The organism is Plantactinospora sp. GCM10030261, from assembly GCF_042666615.1.
Taxonomy (GTDB): Bacteria; Actinomycetota; Actinomycetes; order Mycobacteriales; family Micromonosporaceae; genus KBS50.
Map to the genome: position 1 here is coordinate 254968 of NZ_JBHTDD010000003.1, position 19500 is coordinate 274467.

Here is a 19500-nt window from a genome sequence, read left to right on the forward strand (position 1 = left end):
GAACGTGTCGAACTAGCCCTCGATCACGGACAGGATGTTGCCGGCCGGGTCCTTGAACCACGCCTGTTTCGGCCCGGGCTGGGCGATGCCCTTCGCGTCGGTCTTCAGCGGACCGGAGTCGTACTGCTCGAAGGTGACCCCGGCGGCGGTCATCCGGTCGACGGTGGTCTCGATGTCGTCCACCGGGAAGTTGAGCACCGTGTGCTCGGCGGGGCGGTGCCCCGGCTTCTCGTAGACCAGCACCGAATATCCGTTGGCGGCCCGCAGGATCATCAGGCCCTCGTCTATCTCGATGACCTCGACGCCGAGTGTCGAACCGTAGAAATCCTTTGCCCTGCTGAGGTCCTCGAACGCGACGCCCGCGTAGAACGGCGAATTCTTCAACATCGCGGCTCCTTGTGTCGACGGTTCATTCCGGGCCCGATTCTACGGCCCGGAAATTCACCCGGCCGGGCTGTTCTGGTACGCGGCGAGTCGCCACTGGCCGTCCTGCCGCACCACCACCCAGGTGGCCCGGATGGCGCGCTCGTCGGCGACCTCGGCCTCACCGGGTGCCAGCACACCGCCCTGGGTGACCACCACGCCAGCGTCCGATCCGAGGAACCGCAGGTCGAGTGGCTGCCCGGTGACCCGGGTGCCCTGGTAGCGGTCGGCGAAGGCCTGCGCCATGAACGAGCGGATCTCGTCGCGCCCCTTGCGGTAGAGCCCAGGCAGGATCATGGTGCCGTCCGGGGTGAACACGTCGGCGAAGGCGTCGGCGTCGTGCGCGGCCCACGCCTCCACGATGCGCTGGGGTACGGCGGCGACGGCCGCCTGGTCGGCGTCGACGCCGCTGACGGGCAGATTCGTGGCGGTCATGTCTGTCGTCCCTCTCTGTCGAATGCGACGAATGGATTCGCGATGACGAAACGGATCCGGCGATCAGAGATAAAGCGTGTTCGGCTCCAGCCCGCAGAGCACCCGGCCGTACAGCTCGATGTTGGTGCTGGGGTGCATCAGGGCGTGCAGGTTGACCGCCTGGATGTCCCGGGCGACGCGCTGGATCGGCTTGTCCCGGTAGATCGACGAACCGCCACTGGCCAGCGCGAGGATGTCCACCGACTCCTTGGCCAGCCGGCACGCCGCCCCCAGGTCGGCCCGCGCCCGGACGCGTTCCTCGACGCTCCACGGCTCGCCGGTGCGGCACTTGCCGTCCACCTGGTCCGCCAGCCGGTACGCGTGGAACTCGGCCTCGTCGAGCTTGAGCGCCGCCTCGGCGGTTTCCAGGTGCGTGATCGGGGCCTCGCGCTGGCTCTCGTAGTTCGTGTAGGTGATCTTCCGATCGGGCAGCCGCTCGGCGAAGGCGTCCCGGGCCGCCCGGGCCAGGCCGAGCACGGTGCCGATGGACGAGGCGGAGGCGACGGGCAGCAGCGGCGCCCGGTAGATGGCGGCGTCGGCGTTAGCCTTCGACGCGCCCTGGCCCTGCAGCACGGCACCCAGTGGAAGGACCCGCTCGGCCGGCACGAAGACGTCCTGCGCGGCGGTGCTGACGCTGCCGGTGCCGCTCAACCCGGACGTGTGCCAGTCGTCGATGATCTGCAGATCGGACATCGGCACGAGGGCCATGACCGGCATCGGCTCGCCCTCGGGGCCGGGCTGGATGGCGATGATCTCCTGCCAGTGGCTGTGCAGCGCGCCGGTGATGAAGCCCCACCTGCCGTTGACGACAACGCCGCCGTCGGCCGGCGCGGCCATCCCGCCGGGACTCAACGTCCCGCAGATCCGGACGTCCGGCGTGGCGAACACCTCGTCCTGGACGTGGTCGGGGAACAGGCAGGTCATCCAGGTCGGGATCCAGTACACCGACGCGGTCCACGCAGTGGAGCCGTCGGCCCGGCCGAGTTCCGCGCCGATGTCGACGAGGGTACGTGTGTCGCACTCGTACCCGCCGTACCGAGTGGGTGCCCGCAGCCGGAAGACGCCCGCCTCGGCCAGCGCGTTTACCGACTCGTCGGACAACCGTCGGTTCTCCTCCGACCAGGCGGCCTGTTCCCGCAGGGCGGGCGCGGCTTCGGATACGCGGCGGACGAGCTGGTCCCGGGTGGGAACCTGGCCGGGAGCTTCGGTGGTCAGCACCATTTCCTCCTTGTACGACGACGTGTCCGGCGAACGACAGGTGACGGAAAAACGTCCGAAGTGGACCGCTGCCGTGCCTCCGCCGGACGGTCGGGGGTCCGTGGGCCGCGCCCGAGCGCGGTCGGGCACCGCTACCGTGGCTCGATTCCGACTCTACGAGTGGTCGCCCGCGACGGTCTTCTTCAAGGATGCGCATCGCCAGCGCCACCCCGGAAGCCGGTCCCGTCGCGGTGCGGCGCAGAGTCGCGGTGCGGCGCAGAGTCGCGGTGCGGCGCAGAGTCGCGGTGCGGCGCAGGCGGACCCGCGCCGGGAACGGTCACGCCTTGGGGATGTCGAACAGGCTGGGGAACTTGGCGGTGAGGCCGAGATCTCCGGACGTCTTCAGCTTGCCCTTCATGCTCAGCATGACCGGATGGGCGTTGCCGGTGACCATGCGCAGGAAGTCCACCGCGTCCAGGGTGAGGGTGAGCGCCGGTTCCCGGTCGGCGCTCGCCGACGGTTCACACCGGCCGTCGGCGATGACCACCTGGTAGACGTCCGTCCCGTGGTCGGCGCGGCCCTGGATGCGCCAGTGGATGACGGCGCCCAGGGAACCGGCGCGGTCGGATCGGAAGACCTCCGGCATCCGGGCGACCATCTCGTCCAGGATCCCGCGACCCTGGTCGCCGCGCAGCACCTCCCGGAGGTCGTCGGGGGGCGTCTCCTTCACCAGTTGGGCGAAGCTGCGGCTGTCCATCGTGGTCGGGTCGAGCTGTCGTGCGGCCATCGTGCTGCCTCCTTCCACCGTCGGTCTCCTCGCAGTCTTGGCGGCCGGCGGGCGGCCGGCCCACTTCCACCGTGCGCATGAGACCGAACGGTCGGATCGAACGCGGCAATGACGAAGATGACTGCCTGCGGGAGAACCACCGATTCTGGACCTGATCGGATGAGCCGACTCCCGGGAGGACAGACGCGTGACACAGCAGCCGAACGTGATCGCCGACCTGGTCGCCGATGGCGACGAGCTCGACGGCCTGATCAGTGGCCTGGCCGCCGCGGACTGGGCGACACCCACCCCCGCGCCCGGGTGGAGCATCCACCATCAGGTCGCGCATCTGGCCGCGACGTTCCGCCTGGCCGCCCTGGCGGCCGCGAAACCCGACGCGTTCCGCGCCGTCGCCAGCAAACTGGGTCCCGACTTCGACGCCAACGTGCGGGCGGCCATGGCCGAGTTCGTCGCCGAGCCGCCGGAGTCGCTGCTGGAGCGCTGGCGGACCGAGCGGAGGACCGCAGAGCGGGCCCTCGGATCGGTGCCGTTGGACCAGGAGGTGCCCTGGCTGGTCCGTCCGCTGCCGGCGGGAGTGCTGGCCGCGGCGGGCATGATGGAACTGTTCGGCCACGGGCAGGACATCGCGGACGCGCTTGGCGTCCAGCGGGAATACACCGACCGGATCGGCCACCTCGTCGGGTTCGCCGTCCGCACCTGGGACTTCGGGTACCTCGCCCGCGGTCGCACGCCGCCGGACACGCCGTTCCGGTTCGAACTGGTCGCCCCCTCGGGGGCGTTGTGGACGTTCGGGGCGAGTGACGCGGTCCAGCGGATCACCGGGCCGGCGGCCGACTTCTGCCTGCTCGTCACGCGCCGGCGGCACCGCGACGACCTGTCGCTGGAGGCTGCCGGGGCGGAGGCGGACGCCTGGTTGGACATCGCCCAGGCGTACCGCGGACCGGCCGGTCCCGGCCGGCGGCCGGGTCAGTTCGCGCCGGCCCGGCGCTGACCGGTCGGGCGGAAGGGGCCCTTGGCGACAAGGGCCCCTTCCGCGCGCGGTGTTACCGCGAGATCGCCCGCAACGACCACCGGCGGATCGTCCGGCCGGCGCGGTTCGGACGGTCCGGCTGGTTCGGGCGGACCGGGACGTTGCGCGACGGCGGCCTGGACCGCAGCGGCGTGCCGGGCTCAGGGCGGCCGTCCTCGGCCTCGACGCGGGCCAGGGCCATGCGCCGGGCGTCGACGAGGGCGAGCAGGACCGGTGGGTCGAGGTCCCGGACCGGCTGGAGCATCACGTCGGCGCGGACCACCGAGTCGTGCCGGATGGTGTGCGGCCCGTGGGTGGCGACGGACAGGCTCGCGTGGGCGCCGTCCGGTTGGGTGGTGGCCACCGCGGCGTCCCCCACGACACACTGGGCCAGCAGGTAGTAGGTGCCGGTGGGGACCCGCTCGAAGCGGAACGTGCCGGCCTCCGGCAGCACCGCGCACCGGACCGGGCGTCCCTCCGGTATGCAGTGCGGAAAGAGGCCGAGGAACACCTGGCCGCAGGGTTGGCCCGGGTCCTGCCAGATCCGGCCGCAGACCCGCGCGTTCGACGGGTTGGGCTGGTGCCGCTCCGAATCGGTGGCGATGCGCGTGGCGAGGCCGGCGCGGCGCCGGAACGTCGTGGGTGACATCCCGACGCTGCGGCTGAACCGCGAGCTGAAGGTGCCGACGCTGTTGTAGCCGACCTGAAGGCTGATGTCGGCGACGTTCATCGATGTCGACACGAGGAGATGCTTCGCCCGCTGCAATCGCAGCGCCGACAGGAAACGCCCCGGGGAGACCCCGGTCGCCTGTTGGAAGATGCGGGTGAAGTGAAACTTGCTGAACATCGCCGCGCGCGCCATGTCGTCGACGGTGATCGGCTCGCCGAGATGGTCCCGCATGGTGACGATCGCCCGTTGCACGGCTGTTTCGATGGCCTGTTCCACGATACCTCCGAGTGTCCCGACGGCCATCAATACCCAATGCGGGCAGCGAGCGAAGCGCGGCCCGGCTCCGCGCATTACGTATTGGCTAACCACGATTTCTGTGACCATTGACAGCCAGACCCCGACATCCAACCCGGTGGAATCGGGATCCCCCCTTCGGCTGATTCTGACTGGTCCTACGGATGAGGCTAGCGGACTGGTTGTCCACCGGCAACCTGATGGATCGGCTCGCCTGGTCCACCGCAAACCAGAAGATGGAACGGCTCTGAGCTGGCCTTTCTCGCCGTAGTCGGGCTGGTCCGGCGAGTCCAGCACGTCGGACATGGGTGGTCATTGTCCGGTATGGACGGTGCAATATGCGGCTAAACAATTTGCGCGAACAACAGTTGTCAATGAGACGTATCCGATGTCGACGGCTATTCTTGAACCATTCAAGAGAATGTCGCCCGGGAATACCGGGGCGCCCCGGGAGGAAACATCCCGGGGCGCCCGTCGCGGTTCGAACCCGGTCAGGTCGACCGGGCCACCGCCCGCCGTGCCGCGGTCTCGCCGTCCGGCGACGGGGCCCCGTACCGCACCGGCACCCCGCGCTCGCGGGCGGCCCGGACGATCCCCGGCATCGCGCGCTCCGCGAGCGCCGCGATGGTCGACGCCGGGTTCACCGTCAGCGCACCGGGCACGGCCGAGCCGTCGGTGACGAAGATTCCCGGGTGACCACGCAGTTCGTGGCGGTCGTCCAGGGCCGACGTCGCCGGGTCGTCCCCGATCCGGCAGGACGCGAGCGGGTGCACCGTGTACGCGCCGACCAGATCGTTGGTCCACGGCGCCACCCGGGCCAGGCCGTCGCGTTCGAGGATGTCCTTGATGGCGGCGTCGGCGAGCGACCAGCCGTGCCGGGTGTTCCCCGTGGGCCGGTACCGCAGCGGACCATGCCCCAGCATCTGCTGGGAGAACCGGTGCGCGTTGCCGGTCTCCGGAGGCGGTCCGAACACGCCCTCGTTGTCGTCCTCGGACATGATGAAGATCGTCAGCCAGGACCGCCAGCGCCGGAGCATCTCCTTCTTCGCCACGCCGTACCAGCTCGGGCCGGTCGCGTCGGGCACCTGGGCGAGGATCGTGCCCAGCCCTGGCGGGAAGTACAGCTGCTCCAGGGAGAACCGCTCGAATTCGGGCAGCCGTCCGTCCAGCCGGTCCCAGCTCGCGACCGTCGGCCCGCGGCCGATCTGGTAACCCTCGTACGCCCGACCGTCGCCGCGGTCGAGCCCGAGCACCTCGCGCACCCGGTCCTCGTCGAACACGGCCGTGTTCAGGCGTTCCCCGTTACCCGAGAAGTACCGGCCGACCGCATGCGGCATCGGCCCCAACTCGTCCGCCGAGCGTTGCAGGATCACCGGGGTGGCCCCGGCCCCGGCCGCCAGAATGACGATCTTCGCGTCGATCACGGCGGAGTCGTGCAGCACCCGGTAGTCCTCCCCGTCGACGATCCGGTAGTGCACCCGGTAGCCGCCGTCGGCGGTGCGGGACAGTCGCTGCACCTCGTGCAGCGGGCGGATCTCCGCGCCGTGGGCGAGCGCCGCCGGCAGGTAGTTGAGCAGCAGCGACCGCTTCGCGTCGAAGCGGCAGCCCGCCATCATCCAGTTGCAGTTCGTGCACCTGTCGACATCGACGGCCGACGGCGCCGGGTTCGCGGTGTGGCCGGCGTGCGCGCACGCGGCGGCGAACAAACCGCCGGCGTACGGCACCCGGTCCCACGACTGTTGGGTGATCGGCAACGCCTCGGCCACCCGGTCGTACCACGGCTCCAGCGCGTCCCGGTCGATGGACGCCGGCCACATCCGACGGCCGATGCTCCCGTGGCGGTCGAAGACGAACCGTGGCGCGCGCGGCATGGTGGCGAAGTAGACGACGCTGCCGCCGCCGACGCAGTTGCCGCCCAGCACGCTCATCCCGTCGCCCACGGTGAAGTCGAAGATCCGGGTGTACGACGAGCCGAGCAGGAAGTCGTGGTCGAACTCGTCGCTGCTGAGCCACGGCCCGCGCTCCAGTACGGTCACCTGGGCGCCGCCGGCGGCCAGGTGGTACGCGGCGATGGCGCCGCCGAAACCGCTGCCGATCACCAGAACGTCTGTCGATTCGATGGAGTTCATGCCAGGCTGCCCGTCGGTGAGGTGTCGGGATGGACGTCGGCGAGTTGCCGGCCGTACGAGAACGACGGAAACCGGTACAGGCCGTCGTCGTCCGGGCGCGCGTACCCGATCGACAACAACCCCGGATGTCCGGCGGCCAGCGCCTCCGGCGTGCTGAGGTGCGCGGCGCTGTCGAAGGCCATGTTGCTGAACAGGGCGAGACCCACCCACATCTGCTTCTCCGGGTGGTCCGGGGCGGTCAGCTCGCCCACCAGGGCGGAGCGGTGCTCGAACGGCAACGCGACAAAGGGCGGCAGGTCGTCGTCCAGTGGCACCCCGCGGTCGGCGGCGTAGTCGGCCGCGTACGCGTTCAAGGACATGGCCAGGGCGTCCAGGCCCTCGGCCAGTCCGCCGGCCGGGTCCTCCAACAGGTCGATCGCACCCGAGGCGACCGCGCCGCCGCCCGAGGCCGCGCCCGCGACCGCCCGGTCGTCCGGGCCGCGTCGCTCGCCGGGAATGATCGTGTCGGCGAACGCCTCCAGGGTCGCCGTCCGCACCGGGTCCCGTCCGGAATCGTCGGATCGCATACGTCACCCCTTTCCCAGGAATTGCCGTCTGGTTCCGAGGTTCATCGTGACGGTATCCCCCGAAGTCACACATCTTCGTCATTGCGGTCGTGCGTCCCGCCCGGTCGTCTGGCCTTTCCGTTTCTCGCAGCTTGCGCTGTCGGCGTCCGGGGATTGCCACATCGAAAACAGATTCAATACTGAATGACATGAGCATTCCTCTTACCAACTCCCGGGGTCGGAGCCCAGTGCGGGAACGGCGATGATCGGCGGTCGGATGGCGTCGTCGGTGCTGCGCCGCCAGGTCAGGTATCTGCGGCCGGTGCCGGCCGTCGGCGCCACCGGCCTGGTGGCCCGGGTGTACCGGCAGATCGCCGACGAGATGCTCGTCGTGGTGCCACCGGCCCTGATGCACTCGCCGGCACCGACCGTTCTCGCGGCGTACTGGACGCTGGTCCGGGAACCGATGATCGGCGGCCGGCTGAACCGGACGACAAAGGAGGCCGCCGCGGCGGCCGTCTCGGTGGCCAACCGGTGCCCGTACTGCGCCGAGATGCACACCCTCGGCCTCTACGATCTGTCCACCGAGAACAATGCCGAGGCGGTGGCCGACGAGCGGGTCGCCGACATCACCGACGACCACCTGCGGGAGGTGGTGTCCTGGGCCCGGGACGCGCACCGTCCCGTCGCGGACCCGGCCGGATCGACCCGGGCCGACCCGGGCGGATCGACGCGGACCGAGCCCGCCGGGTTGACACCCGCCAGTCTGGCCGAACCCGCCGCCCGGGCCGAACTGATCGGCGTGGTGGTGGGATTCCACTACCTGACCCGCATGGTCAACGTGTTCCTGCCGGGATACCTGCTCCCGCCCGGGCTCGCCGCCCGGCCGAAGCGGCGGCTGAAGCAGGGGATCAGCCGAGCCCTGCGGCCGACCCTGCGGGACCACCGGGTGCCGGGCCGGTCCCTGAGCCTGCTGCCGCCCGCGGAGTTGCCGCTGGGGGCCGGCTGGGCCGCTGGCGACCCGGCCGTCGCCGGCGCGGTGGCACGGGCCACCCGGGCGTTCGAGGGCGCGGGGGAGCGGTCGCTGTCCACTGACGTCCGGGGCATCGTGCGGGACCGGCTCGCGGACTGGCATGGCGAGCCCCCCGGGCTCGGCGCAGCGTGGTCCGAGGAGCCGTTCACCAACCTGTCCCCGGCGGACCGGGCCGCCGGCCGGCTCGCCATGCTTACCGCGCTGGCCTCCTACCGCGTCGACGCCCGGGTGGTGGACGACTTCCGGCGCCACCACCCCGGCGACACCGCCCTGGTCGAGGCGACAGCGTGGGCCAGTTTCGCGGCGGCCACGGCCATCGGGGCCCGGCTGGCGGATGGTGACCGGACAGCCGCACACCCGTCCGCCGCCGGCTAGGAACCAGGCACCGACCGGTCACCTCGACCCCGGTGCCGCCGAATCGACGCGTCGGCCGACCGGCCGGCCTTACGGAGGAAGACCATGCCGACCGTCCTGGGCTCGCTGCGCCGGCTGGCGTTGACCCCGCCGCTGACCGAGACGACGTTCGCCCGGCGCGGCTTCCCCGGGCCGCCCGGCGGGGCCACCGCACGCCTGGAGGCCATTCCACAGGCGGTCGTCTGCGGCTTCGAATGGGCCATCGACCTGCGCGACCAGTGGGAGCTGGAGCGCCGGTTGGAACTGGTCGAGGCCGAGTTGCGCGGCTTCGCGTACGAGGGCGCCGCGATGGCGCTCACCATCCTGGACGCGATGGGTCCGGGCCGCCGGCACCGGGCCCGGAACCTGCTGCGCGGCCCGGGCGTGCCGCACACCTTCCTGACCTACATCGGCATCGGTTTCGCCATGGCGAAGCTCCCGCGTCGACTGTGGACGAAGATGTTGCCGGACCTCACCGGCGTCCCGTACTACCCGACGATGAGTTGGTTGGCGGTGGACGGGTACGGCTTCGACCTCGCCTACTTCCACACCGACGCGTGGGTCACCCGCCAGAACCGCCCCGAGCCGTACCCCTGGCTGGGCCGGCCCGACTACTTCCCGCGAGCGGTGGACCAGGGCATCGGCCGCGCGCTGTGGTTCATCCACCGGGCCCGGCCGGCGGACGTGACCGCCGCGGTCGACCGGTTCGCCGACCGGCGCCGGGCGGACCTGTGGAGCGGAGTGGGGCTCGCGGCCACCGTGGCCGGCGGGTGCGACGCCGACGGCCTCGCCGGCCTGCGCGAGGGCGCCGGGGAACACGCCCGGCACCTGGGGCAGGGAGCGGTGTTCGGCGCCAAGGCACGGGTCTTCTCCGGCGTCCGACCGGCGCACACCCCGACGGCGGTGGCGGCGCTGGCCGGCATGTCGGTCGACGCGGCGGTGGCGCTGGCCGACGCCGCCGCCGTACCCGAACCCGGGACGGCGGCCGAGCCGGCGTACGAGACGTGGCGCCGCAACATCCGGGAGGCGCTCCCGGCGCCGGTCGGCCGGTCGTAGCGCCCGGCCGGCGAGCCGGCAACTGCCTGACCGATCGGTCAGAGCGGGACGCCGCAACGACGAAGAAGCCCTGATCAGGCTTCAGGGGAGACAATTTAGTCGTACATATCGATCTTTAGGAGGCCGATCCGTGATGAGGGCATGGCGAGCACTGCGGCGGCGCATCCTGACCCCAGACGTGCGGCAGACCGAGCCGGAGGTTCGCGGGTTCCACGGCAAGACCCCGGCGTCCCGGGACCGGCTGGCCACCGTTGGCAGGTCGTTCCTCGCCGGGTACGCGGTGGCCGCCGAGGCACGTCAGGCCCCGGACGCCGAACCGCACCTGGAGCGGATCCCCACCGGGTTCCGCGGCTTCGCGTACGAGGGTGCCGCGATGGCGTTCGCCATGCGGGACGGCCTGTCGGTCCGCCGGGGCCGCCACGTCGCGGACTTCCTCGCCGGCCGCGGTGACCGGCACGTCTACATGGCGTACGTCGGGGTGGGCTGGGCGATGGCCCGGCTGCCCCGCCCGCGCTGGACCCGGCTGCACGCGCCGGACCCGCTGCTGCGCTGGCTCGTCCTCGACGGGTACGGCTTCCACCAGGCGTACTTCCACACCGACACGTACGTCCACCGCCGGCACCGCGACGAACGGTTCCGGTGGCCGCCGGACGCGTCGCCGGACTACGCCCCCCGGGTCATCGACCAGGGCATCGGCCGGGCGAGCTGGTTCGTCGCCGGCACCGACCCCCGGGAACTGGTGCGGATCTTCGACCGGTTCCCGGCGCACCGGCGGGCCGACCTGTACGCCGGTGCGGGGCTGGCCGCCACCTACGCGGGCGGCGCCGCGGAAGACGAACTCGAGTGGTTGCGGGCCGCGGCCGGAGCACACCGGGCCGAACTGGCGCAGGGGGCGGCCTTCGCGGCCGGCGCGCGGGTGCGCGCCGGGCTGGTGGTGCCGCACAACGAGACGGCGACCCGGGTGTTCTGCGGTACGTCGGTCGACGCCGCGGCGCGGGCGACCGACGAGGCACGGATCGGGCTACCCGACGACGGGGACCTCCCGGCCTTCGAGATCTGGCGACGGCGCATCTCGGACGCCTTCGTCGGGGCGGTGCGCAGCTAGCGACGCCCGGCCTGCGATCGCGCGGGCCGAGGACGATCCCGGCCGCGCCGGGACTGTGGAGAGCGAGGGACAATGAGCAGAATCGCTGTGGTTGGCATGGCGTGCCGGTACCCGGACGCCACCTCCCCGCGTGAGCTGTGGGAGAACGCGGTCGCCGGTCGGCGCGCGTTCCGGCGGCTGCCCGACGTCCGCATGCGCGCGGCGGACTACTGGGATCCGGATCCGGCCACGCCCGACCGGTTCTACGCCCGCAAGGCGGCGGTCATCGACGGGTACGAGTTCGACCGGGTGACCTACAAGATCGGTGGCCGGGCGTTCCGGTCCACCGACATGACGCACTGGCTCGCCCTGGACGTCGCCGCGAACGCGCTGGCTGACGCGGGTTTCCCGATGGGGGAGGGGCTGCCGCGGGAGCGGGTCGGCGTCGTGGTGGGCAACAGCCTGACCGGCGAGTTCTCCCGGGCCAACCAGTTGCGCCTGCGGTGGCCGTACGTCCGGCGGATGGTCGGCGCGGCGCTCAAGGACCGGGACTGGGGTGACGACGAACTGGCCGCCTTCCTCGACGAACTGGAGGCGACCTACAAGGCGCCGTTCCCGGCGATCGACGAGGACACCCTCGCCGGCGCGCTGTCGAACACCATCGCCGGCCGGATCTGCAACCACTTCGACCTCAAGGGCGGTGGCTACACGGTCGACGGCGCCTGCTCGTCGTCGTTGCTGTCGGTGGCCACGGCCTGCAAGGCGCTGCGGGACGGCGACGTGGACGTCGCCGTCGCGGGCGGCGTCGACCTCTCCATCGACCCGTTCGAGATCATCGGCTTCGCCAAGACCGGCGCGCTGGCGACCGGGGAGATGCGCGTCTACGACCGCGCCTCCAACGGCTTCTGGCCCGGCGAGGGCTGCGGCATGGTCGTGCTGATGCGCGAACCCGACGCGGTGGAGGCCGGTCACCGGGTGTACGCCTCCGTCGCCGGCTGGGGAATATCTTCCGACGGCCGGGGCGGTATCACCCGTCCCGAGATCACCGGATACCAGCTCGCCCTGCGCCGCGCGTACGACCGCACCGGCTTCGGCATCGACACGATCGGCCTGTTCGAGGGCCACGGAACGGGCACCAAGGTCGGCGACGCCACCGAACTCGGCGCGCTGTCGCAGGCCCGGACGACGGCGAACCCGGACGCGCCACCCGCCGCCATCGGCTCGATCAAGGGGATGATCGGCCACACCAAGGCGGCGGCCGGCGTGGCCGGACTGATCAAGGCGACCCTGGCCGTGCACCACGAGGTGCTGCCGCCCACCATCGGCTGCGTCGACCCGCACGAACTGCTGACCGAGGAGTCAGCCGCGCTGCGCACGCTGCCGGTGGCGGAGCGGTGGCCGGCCGACGTGCCGGTGCGAGCTGCGGTGACCGCCATGGGATTCGGCGGCATCAACACGCACGTCGTGCTGGACAGCCCGCGCCCGCACCGGCGCGGCCGGCTGGACGACCGGACCCGGCTGCTCGCCTCGTCCAAACAGGACGTCGAACTGCTCGCGGTCGACGCGGCGACGGCGTCGGACCTCGCCGAGCGGCTCACCGAACTGATCGAATTCGTTCCCGCCCTGTCGTACGCGCAGCTCGCCGACCTGGCCGCGACGCTGCACGGCGAGCTGCGGGACCGGCCGTGGCGGGCGGCGGTCGTGGCCGCCGCACCGGAGGACGCCGAGGAACGGCTGCGGCAGGTGCGCGACGCCGTCGCCGGGGGTGAGACGTCCCTGTTCACCGCCGACGGTCGCGCCATGCTCGGACACGTCACCGGGCCCGGCCGGATCGGGTTCCTCTTCCCCGGCCAGGGATCCGGGCGCGGCACCAGCGGCGGCGCCCTGCGACGCCGGTTCACCGAGGTCGACGAGGCGTACCTGCGGGCGAACCTGCCGACCGGCGGAGACGTGGTGGCCACCGAGGTCGCCCAGCCCCGCATCGTGACCGGCTCGATCGCCGGTCTGCGCGCGCTGACCGAGCTGGGCGTCGAGGCCGTCGTCGCGGCCGGGCACAGCCTCGGCGAGTTGACCGCCCTGCACTGGGCCGGCGCCGTCGACGACGCGGACCTCCTGGGCATCGCCGCCGTGCGCGGGCGCACCATGGCCGAGCACAGCGACTCCGGGACGATGGCGAGCATCGCCGCGCCCCCCGAGGACCTGGCCGGACTCACCACCGAGCTTCCGGTGGTCATCGCCGCGTACAACGGTCCGGGCAACACCGTCATCGCCGGTCCGGCGGACGCCGTCGAGGAGGCCTGCCGGCGGCAGGCGGCCGCCGGTGTCACCGCCACCCCGCTGAACGTCTCGCACGCCTTCCACTCCCCGCAGGTGGCCCCGGCGGCCGACGCGTTCGGCGCGGCGCTGACGGAGTACACCTTCGGTCCGCTGCGCAGGCGCGTCGTCTCGACGGTCACCGGGGAACCGCTCGCCCCCGACACCGACCTGCCCGCCCTGCTGCGCCGGCAGATCACCGATCCGGTGCTGTTCAGCCAGGCCGTCGCCGAGGCGGCGACCGGCGTGGACCTGTTCGTCGAGGTCGGTCCGGGCCGGGTGCTGACCGGGCTGGCCGGCCGGAGCGCCGACGTGCCGGCGGTTGCCCTGGACACCGACGACGAGTCGCTGACCGGCCTGCTGCGGGTGATCGGCGCCGCGTACGTGGTGGGAGCGGCCGGCGTCGACCCGGCGCTGTTCCACGGGCGACTGGTCCGCCCGCTGGCCGTCGGTGCGGAGTTCCGGTTCCTGACCAGCCCGTGCGAGGCGGCCCCCGCCCCGGCGCTGCCGGCGGCGGGCACCACCACCACCGACGCCACCGACGAGCGCGACTCGACCGGCGGGACCGAGGCCACGTCCGGTTCCGGTGGCGCCGCCGAGGCCGGTGGCGGCGCCGACGGGTCCGACGAGTCGAGCGAGGATCTGCTGCGGCGGCTGGCCGCCGAGCGGGCGGAACTGCCGCTGGAGTTGGTCCGGCCGGAGAGCCGGCTGCTCGACGACCTGCACATGAGCTCGATCACGGTCGGTCAGGTGGTCGCCGAACTGGCCCAACGCAAGAAGGTGCCCGCGGCGAAGCTGCCGACCAACTTCGCGATGGCCACCGTCAGCGAACTGGCCGAGGCGTTGGACACGCTTGCCGAGACGACCCGCTCGGACGATCACGACCAGGCGGCGGCACCGGTGATCACCGGGGCGGCGGCCTGGGCCAGGCCGTGGCGGGTGGACCTCGACGAGACACCGCTGCCCGCGCGCGGCGGGACCGGTGGCACCGGCGACTGGCAGGTCTTCGCCACCCCGGACCACCCGCTGGCCGAGGAACTGCCGGCGGCGTTGCGGGCGGCGGAGGTGGGCAGCGGGATCGTCGTCTGCCTGCCGCAGGACTGCCCGCGGGACGCGCTCGACCTCGTCCTGCGCGGTGCCCAGCGGGCCGCCCAGGGTGAGCCGGGGTCGCGGTTCGTCCTGGTCCAGCACGGCCGGGGCGGCGCCGGCGTCGCGAAGACGCTGCGGCTGGAGGCTCCCCACCTGCTGATCACCATCGTGCACCTGACGTACGACGACGCGGCGGTCCGCCGGGTGGTCGACGAGGTCGCCGCCACCAGCGCGTACGCCGAGGTCTGCTACGACCCCGACGGGACCCGCCGGGTGCCCACGCTGCGCGCCATGCCGGTGCGGGCCGCCCGCACCGAGGCACCGCTTGACGACACCGACGTGCTGCTGGTGACCGGTGGCGGTAAGGGCATCACCGCCGAATGCGCGCTCGCCCTGGCCGTCGACAGCGGCGCCAGCCTCGGCCTGCTCGGCCGCTCCGACCCCGCCGAGGACGAGGAACTGGCGGCGAACCTGGAGCGGATCGGCGGATCCGGCGTCACCGTCCGCTACGCCCGCGCCGACGTCACCGACCCCGACCAGGTGCGCCGGGCCGTCGACGAGCTGACCCGGGACCTCGGGCCGGTCACGGCCGTGCTGCACGGCTCCGGCCGTAACGAACCGGCCGCCCTCACCGGCCTGGACATGGACGCGGTCCGGGCCACCCTGGCACCGAAGATCGACGGGCTGCGCGCCGTGCTGGACGCGGTGGACCCGGACAATCTGCGGCTGCTGGTGACGCTGGGCAGCATCATCGGCCGCGCCGGGATGCGCGGCGAGGCGCACTACGCCGTCGCCAACGACTGGCTCGCCGACCTGACCACCGAGATCGGCCACAAGCACCCGCAGTGCCGCAGCCTCTGTCTGGAATGGTCGGTCTGGTCCGGCGTCGGCATGGGTGAGCGGCTGTCCGTGGTGGAGTCGCTGAGCCGGGAGGGCGTCACGCCGGTCACCCCGGACCAGGGGGTGGAGATCCTCCGCCGGCTCGTCGCCGATCCGGACGCCCCCGGCGTCGTGGTGATCAGTGGCCGTACCCAGGGCATCGACACCGTCCGGTACGACCTGCCGGAGCTGCCGCTGGCGCGGTTCGTGGAACGGCCCCTGGTCCGTTACCACGGTGTCGAGCTGGTCACCGAGGTGGAACTCAACCCCGGCACCGACCTGTACCTCGCCGACCACCACCTGGACGGCAACCTGCTCTTCCCCGCCGTGTTCGGCATGGAGGCGATGGCCCAGGTGGCCACCGCGGTGACCGGAGTGGACACGGTTCCGGTCATCGAGCGGGCCGAGTTCCTGCGGCCCATCGTGGTCCCGCCCGAGGGCCGCACCCGGATCCGGATCGCGGCCGTGGTGACCGACACCGACACGGTGGAGGTGGCGATCCGCAGCGAGGAGACCGACTTCGCCGCCGACCACTTCACCGCCCGGCTGCGGTTGGGCGCCACGACGGTGCCCGACGGGCCGCCCGACCAGATGGCCGACGGCGTACCGGCGGTGCCGCTGGACCCGGCCACGGACCTGTACGGCGGCACGATGTTCCAGGGAACGCGGTTCCAGCGGTTGCGCCGCTACCGCCGGGCCGCCGCGCGGCACGTCGACGCCGATGTCGAGGCGGTCCCCACCGACTGGTTCGCGGCGTTCGTACCCGACCCGCTGCTGCTCGGCGACCCGGGGGTGCGGGACACCCTGATGCACGGCAACCAGGTCTGCGTGCCGGACGCCACGCTGCTGCCGGCCGGCGTCGACCGGATCCATCCGGCCGGGGAGAAGCTGTCCGCGGCGACGGACCTGCGCTACTGCGCGACCGAGCGGAGCCGCGACGGGGACACCTACGTCTACGACATCGCCCTGCGCACCGGCACCGGCGAGGTCGTCGAGCGGTGGGAGGGGCTGCGGCTGCGGGCCGTCCGCAAGCAGGACGGGCGCGGGCCCTGGGTGGCGCCGCTGCTCGGCTCCTATCTGGAGCGGGCCCTGGAGGACGTGATCGGTGCCCGGGTCGCGGTCGCGGTCGAGCCCGACGCGGAGCCCGACCCGCCGGTCGCGGAGGACCGGGACGGCGAGCACGTCCGCCGGCGCCGGGCCCGCAGCCAACTGGCCGCCAGCCGGGCGTTCGGGCACCCCGTCGAGCTGACCCACCGTCCCGACGGGCGCCCCGAGGTGGCCGGTGACCGTGCCGTGTCGGTGGCGCACGCCAGCGGGCTGACCCTGGTCGTGGCCGCGTCCGGCCCGCTGGGCTGCGACCTCGAACCGGTGGTGCACCGTCCCGCCGAGGTCTGGCAGGACATGCTCGGCGCGCACGGGGATCTGGCCCGGCTGGTCGCCGGGAACACCGACGCCGGCTCCGCCGCGCCCGACCGGGACGTCGCTGACGTCACCGACGCCGGCGCGGACGCCGCCAGCGACTCCGCCGACGCCGGCGCGGACGCCGCCAGCGACTCCGCCGACGTCGCCGCCACCCGGGTGTGGACGGCCGTCGAGTGCCTCCAGAAGGCGGGCCTGCCGCCGGCCGGGCCGCTGACCCTGGTCCCCACCGAGCGGGACGGCTGGGTGGTGTTCAACGCCGGCGACGCCTGTGTGGCCACGTTCGCCACCCGGATCCGGGACGTCACCGAGCCGGTGGTGTTCGCCGTACTGACCACTGGGGAGTGCAGATGACCGAGTACTACGAACTCCGGCACACGGTGGGTTTCGAGGAGACCAACCTCGTCGGCAACGTCTACTACGTGAACTACCTGCGTTGGCAGGGCCGGTGCCGGGAGATGTTCCTCAAGGAGCGGGCGGCGCAGGTGCTCGCCGAACTGCGCGACGACCTCAAGCTGTTCACGCTGCGGGTCGACTGCGAGTTCTTCGCCGAGATCACCGCCTTCGACGAGCTGTCCATCAGGATGCGCCTGCTGGAACTGGCGCAGACCCAGCTCGAATTCGGCTTCGACTACGTGCGGCTGGACCGCGGCGGCGGGGAGACCCTCGTCGCCCGGGGCACACAGCGGGTCGCCTGCATGCGCGGGCCGAACAACCGGACCACGCCGGCCCGGGTCCCGGCGGCCCTGGAGGACGCGCTCGCCCCGTACTCGTCGGCCGTTCGTGCCTAGTCGCCATGCAGGAGGTCACCATGAACGTCCAGCCCGCGCCGGACCCGGAGGTCACCGACGAGAAGCGGCTCCGGCAGGCGTACGGCGCCTTCGCGACCGGGGTGACGGTGGTGACCGTGGGGGGCCAGGCCCCGCACGGCATGACCGCCAACTCGTTCACGACCGTCTCGCTCGATCCGCCGCTGGTGCTGGTCTGCGTCGGCCGCGATGCGATCATGCATCACGCGCTGCTCGACACCCGCCGGTTCGCGGTGTCGGTGCTCGCCGCCGACCAGGAGGACGTGGCCCGGCATTTCGCCGACCGCCGCCGACCGCTCGGCCTCGAACAGTTCCGGCCCGTCGAATGGTTGCCCGGCGAGCGCACCGGCGCGCCTCTGCTGGCCGGCGCGGTCACCCACTTCGAGTGCGCGCTGTGGCGGTCGTACGACGGGGGAGACCACACCATCTTCCTCGGCCGGCTGCTGACCCTCGACCGGCCCAGCACGGACGACGCGTTGCTCTTCATGTCCGGCAAGTTCCTGCACCTGGACACCGAACCGAACGAGGTGACGGTATGACGACCACGGAGCGGATCCGGCGGGTGCCGCCCGGCCCGCCCCGGACCGCCGCGCTGCGCACGCTGCTGGTGATGGGCCGGGACCGGCTGGGCATGATGACCTCGGCGGCCGAGCGTTACGGGGACGCCGCCCGGCTGCCGGCCGGGCCCAAGGAGCTGTACTACTTCAACCACCCGGACCACGCCAAGCATGTCCTCGCCGACAACGCCGGCAACTACCACAAGGGCATCGGCCTGGTGCACGCCCGGCGGGCCCTCGGCGACGGCCTGCTCACCAGCGAGGGCGAGCTGTGGCGCAAGCAGCGAAAGGTGATCCAGCCGGCGTTCCAGCACCGGCGGATCACCGGGCAGGCCGGCGTGGTCGCGGCGGAGGCGGCCCGGCTGGTCGACCGGCTGCGGGCCGCCGCCGGCCGGGGACCGGTCGACGTCGTCCGGCAGATGACCGGACTGACCCTCGGCGTGCTCGGACACACCCTGCTCGACGCCGACCTCGGCCGGTTCGACTCGATCGGCACCGACTTCGCGGCCGTGCAGGACCAGGCGATGTTCGAACTGGCCACGCTCAGCAGCGTGCCCGCCTGGATCCCGCTGCCCCGGCAACTGCACTTCCGGGCCGCCCGCCGGCGGTTGGAACGGATCGTGGACCAGCTTGTCACCGAACGGTCCGGGACCAGCGACCGGGACGACGTGCTGTCCCGGCTCATCCTCTCCGCCGGGCGGGAACCGGATCCCCGGGTGGGCCGGCGCCGGTTGCGCGACGAACTGGTCACCCTGCTGCTCGCCGGGCACGAGACCACGGCCAGCACGTTGAGCTGGACGCTGTATCTCATCGACCGGCACCCCGAGGTCCGCGAGCGGTTGCGCGAGGAGGCGGTCACGGTGCTCGGCGACCGGCTGCCCACAGTGGACGACCTCGGCCGGCTCCGCTACACCGCCATGGTCGTCGAGGAGGTGATGCGGCTGTATCCGCCGGTGTGGATCCTGCCCCGCAAGGCGCTCGCCGAGGACGAGGTGGGCGGATACCACGTGCCCGCCGGAGCGGACGTTCTCGTCTGCCCGTACACGCTGCACCGGCACCCCGAGTTCTGGCCCGAGCCCGAGCGGTTCGACCCGGACCGCTTCGACCCGGACCGGTCCACCGACCGCGCCCGGTACGCGTACATCCCGTTCGGCGCCGGACCACGGTTCTGCGTCGGCAACCACCTGGGGATGATGGAGGCCGCGTTCGTCGTCGCCATGCTGGCGCGCGAACTGCGGCTCACGAGGGTCCCCGGGTACGCGGTCGTACCCGAACCGATGATGTCGCTGCGGGTCCGGGGTGGACTTCCGATGACGGTCCACCCGGCGTCCTGAACCGGG

The 19500-nt window shown here is 72.4% G+C and carries 15 protein-coding genes; 8 read left to right on the top strand and 7 right to left on the bottom strand.

Going from position 1 to position 19500, the window contains the following annotated elements:
* Nucleotides 1–12 precede the first annotated feature (12 nt).
* The 4 genes from ACFQUZ_RS06300 to ACFQUZ_RS06315 all read right to left on the bottom strand — a co-directional run bounded on the left by ACFQUZ_RS06300 (nt 13) and on the right by ACFQUZ_RS06315 (nt 2881).
* On the bottom strand, nt 13–387 hold the full coding sequence (locus ACFQUZ_RS06300) for a VOC family protein (protein WP_377438723.1): 375 nt from the start codon (nt 385–387) through the stop codon (nt 13–15).
* Between the two features lie 54 nt (nt 388–441).
* Nucleotides 442–858, bottom strand: a complete 417-nt coding sequence (locus tag ACFQUZ_RS06305; RefSeq protein ID WP_377438726.1) for an SgcJ/EcaC family oxidoreductase — start codon at nt 856–858, stop codon at nt 442–444.
* A 63-nt stretch (nt 859–921) separates the two neighbouring features.
* Nucleotides 922–2118, bottom strand: a complete 1197-nt coding sequence (locus ACFQUZ_RS06310) for an acyl-CoA dehydrogenase family protein (RefSeq protein WP_377438729.1) — start codon at nt 2116–2118, stop codon at nt 922–924.
* A 313-nt stretch (nt 2119–2431) separates the two neighbouring features.
* Nucleotides 2432–2881: an SCP2 sterol-binding domain-containing protein gene (locus tag ACFQUZ_RS06315; RefSeq protein WP_377438732.1), complete on the bottom strand. Its 450-nt coding sequence runs from the start codon at nt 2879–2881 to the stop codon at nt 2432–2434.
* A 187-nt stretch (nt 2882–3068) separates the two neighbouring features.
* Between ACFQUZ_RS06315 and ACFQUZ_RS06320 the strand changes: the two genes are divergently transcribed.
* On the top strand, nt 3069–3872 hold the full coding sequence (locus ACFQUZ_RS06320) for a TIGR03084 family metal-binding protein (RefSeq protein WP_377438734.1): 804 nt from the start codon (nt 3069–3071) through the stop codon (nt 3870–3872).
* Nucleotides 3873–3924: 52 nt separating this feature from the next.
* On the opposite strand, the gene ACFQUZ_RS06325 is transcribed toward ACFQUZ_RS06320, so the two are convergent.
* The 3 genes from ACFQUZ_RS06325 to ACFQUZ_RS06335 form a co-directional block, all read right to left on the bottom strand.
* A complete protein-coding gene (locus ACFQUZ_RS06325) occupies nt 3925–4836 on the bottom strand; it encodes a helix-turn-helix domain-containing protein (protein WP_377438736.1) in 912 nt (303 codons plus the stop codon).
* Between the two features lie 509 nt (nt 4837–5345).
* Nucleotides 5346–6983 carry an FAD-dependent oxidoreductase gene (locus tag ACFQUZ_RS06330; RefSeq protein WP_377438738.1) on the bottom strand — a complete coding sequence of 546 codons (1638 nt, stop codon included), beginning with the start codon at nt 6981–6983 and terminating at the stop codon, nt 5346–5348.
* Entirely contained in the window at nt 6980–7549 is a 570-nt protein-coding gene (locus ACFQUZ_RS06335) for a DUF5987 family protein (protein ID WP_377438741.1), read from the bottom strand. The genes ACFQUZ_RS06330 and ACFQUZ_RS06335 overlap by 4 nt, the downstream gene beginning before the upstream one ends.
* A gap of 241 nt (nt 7550–7790) precedes the next feature.
* On the opposite strand from ACFQUZ_RS06335, the gene ACFQUZ_RS06340 reads away from it, so the two are divergent.
* From ACFQUZ_RS06340 to ACFQUZ_RS06370, 7 genes are all read left to right on the top strand, one after another.
* A complete protein-coding gene (locus ACFQUZ_RS06340) occupies nt 7791–8936 on the top strand; it encodes a carboxymuconolactone decarboxylase family protein (RefSeq protein ID WP_377438743.1) in 1146 nt (381 codons plus the stop codon).
* Between the two features lie 84 nt (nt 8937–9020).
* Nucleotides 9021–10010 (top strand): DUF1702 family protein, encoded by a 990-nt coding sequence (locus tag ACFQUZ_RS06345; RefSeq protein WP_377438746.1) that lies wholly within the window; start codon nt 9021–9023, stop codon nt 10008–10010.
* A gap of 133 nt (nt 10011–10143) precedes the next feature.
* Entirely contained in the window at nt 10144–11115 is a 972-nt protein-coding gene (locus ACFQUZ_RS06350; protein WP_377438749.1) for a DUF1702 family protein, read from the top strand.
* Between the two features lie 72 nt (nt 11116–11187).
* Nucleotides 11188–17148 (top strand): SDR family NAD(P)-dependent oxidoreductase, encoded by a 5961-nt coding sequence (locus ACFQUZ_RS06355; RefSeq protein WP_377438752.1) that lies wholly within the window; start codon nt 11188–11190, stop codon nt 17146–17148.
* Nucleotides 17145–17585, top strand: coding sequence for an acyl-CoA thioesterase (locus ACFQUZ_RS06360; protein WP_377438754.1), 441 nt, complete (start codon nt 17145–17147; stop codon nt 17583–17585). Before ACFQUZ_RS06355 ends, ACFQUZ_RS06360 begins: the two co-directional genes overlap by 4 nt.
* Nucleotides 17586–17605: 20 nt before the next feature.
* Nucleotides 17606–18142, top strand: a complete 537-nt coding sequence (locus ACFQUZ_RS06365) for a flavin reductase family protein (RefSeq protein WP_377438757.1) — start codon at nt 17606–17608, stop codon at nt 18140–18142.
* Nucleotides 18139–19494: a cytochrome P450 gene (locus ACFQUZ_RS06370; protein WP_377438759.1), complete on the top strand. Its 1356-nt coding sequence runs from the start codon at nt 18139–18141 to the stop codon at nt 19492–19494. Before ACFQUZ_RS06365 ends, ACFQUZ_RS06370 begins: the two co-directional genes overlap by 4 nt.
* Nucleotides 19495–19500: the final 6 nt, after the last annotated feature.

Bases quoted from the DNA above. Each gene is read 5' to 3' on its own strand.
- ACFQUZ_RS06355 (WP_377438752.1), top strand. From the start codon at position 11,188: ATGAGCAGAATCGCTGTGGTTGGCATGGCGTGCCGGTACCCGGACGCC.
- ACFQUZ_RS06305 (WP_377438726.1), bottom strand. From the start codon at position 858: ATGACCGCCACGAATCTGCCCGTCAGCGGCGTCGACGCCGACCAGGCG.
- ACFQUZ_RS06345 (WP_377438746.1), top strand. From the start codon at position 9,021: ATGCCGACCGTCCTGGGCTCGCTGCGCCGGCTGGCGTTGACCCCGCCG.
- ACFQUZ_RS06370 (WP_377438759.1), top strand. From the start codon at position 18,139: ATGACGACCACGGAGCGGATCCGGCGGGTGCCGCCCGGCCCGCCCCGG.
- ACFQUZ_RS06300 (WP_377438723.1), bottom strand. From the start codon at position 387: ATGTTGAAGAATTCGCCGTTCTACGCGGGCGTCGCGTTCGAGGACCTC.
- ACFQUZ_RS06365 (WP_377438757.1), top strand. From the start codon at position 17,606: ATGAACGTCCAGCCCGCGCCGGACCCGGAGGTCACCGACGAGAAGCGG.
- ACFQUZ_RS06315 (WP_377438732.1), bottom strand. From the start codon at position 2,881: ATGGCCGCACGACAGCTCGACCCGACCACGATGGACAGCCGCAGCTTC.
- ACFQUZ_RS06310 (WP_377438729.1), bottom strand. From the start codon at position 2,118: ATGGTGCTGACCACCGAAGCTCCCGGCCAGGTTCCCACCCGGGACCAG.
- ACFQUZ_RS06330 (WP_377438738.1), bottom strand. From the start codon at position 6,983: ATGAACTCCATCGAATCGACAGACGTTCTGGTGATCGGCAGCGGTTTC.
- ACFQUZ_RS06360 (WP_377438754.1), top strand. From the start codon at position 17,145: ATGACCGAGTACTACGAACTCCGGCACACGGTGGGTTTCGAGGAGACC.
- ACFQUZ_RS06335 (WP_377438741.1), bottom strand. From the start codon at position 7,549: ATGCGATCCGACGATTCCGGACGGGACCCGGTGCGGACGGCGACCCTG.
- ACFQUZ_RS06350 (WP_377438749.1), top strand. From the start codon at position 10,144: ATGAGGGCATGGCGAGCACTGCGGCGGCGCATCCTGACCCCAGACGTG.
- ACFQUZ_RS06340 (WP_377438743.1), top strand. From the start codon at position 7,791: ATGATCGGCGGTCGGATGGCGTCGTCGGTGCTGCGCCGCCAGGTCAGG.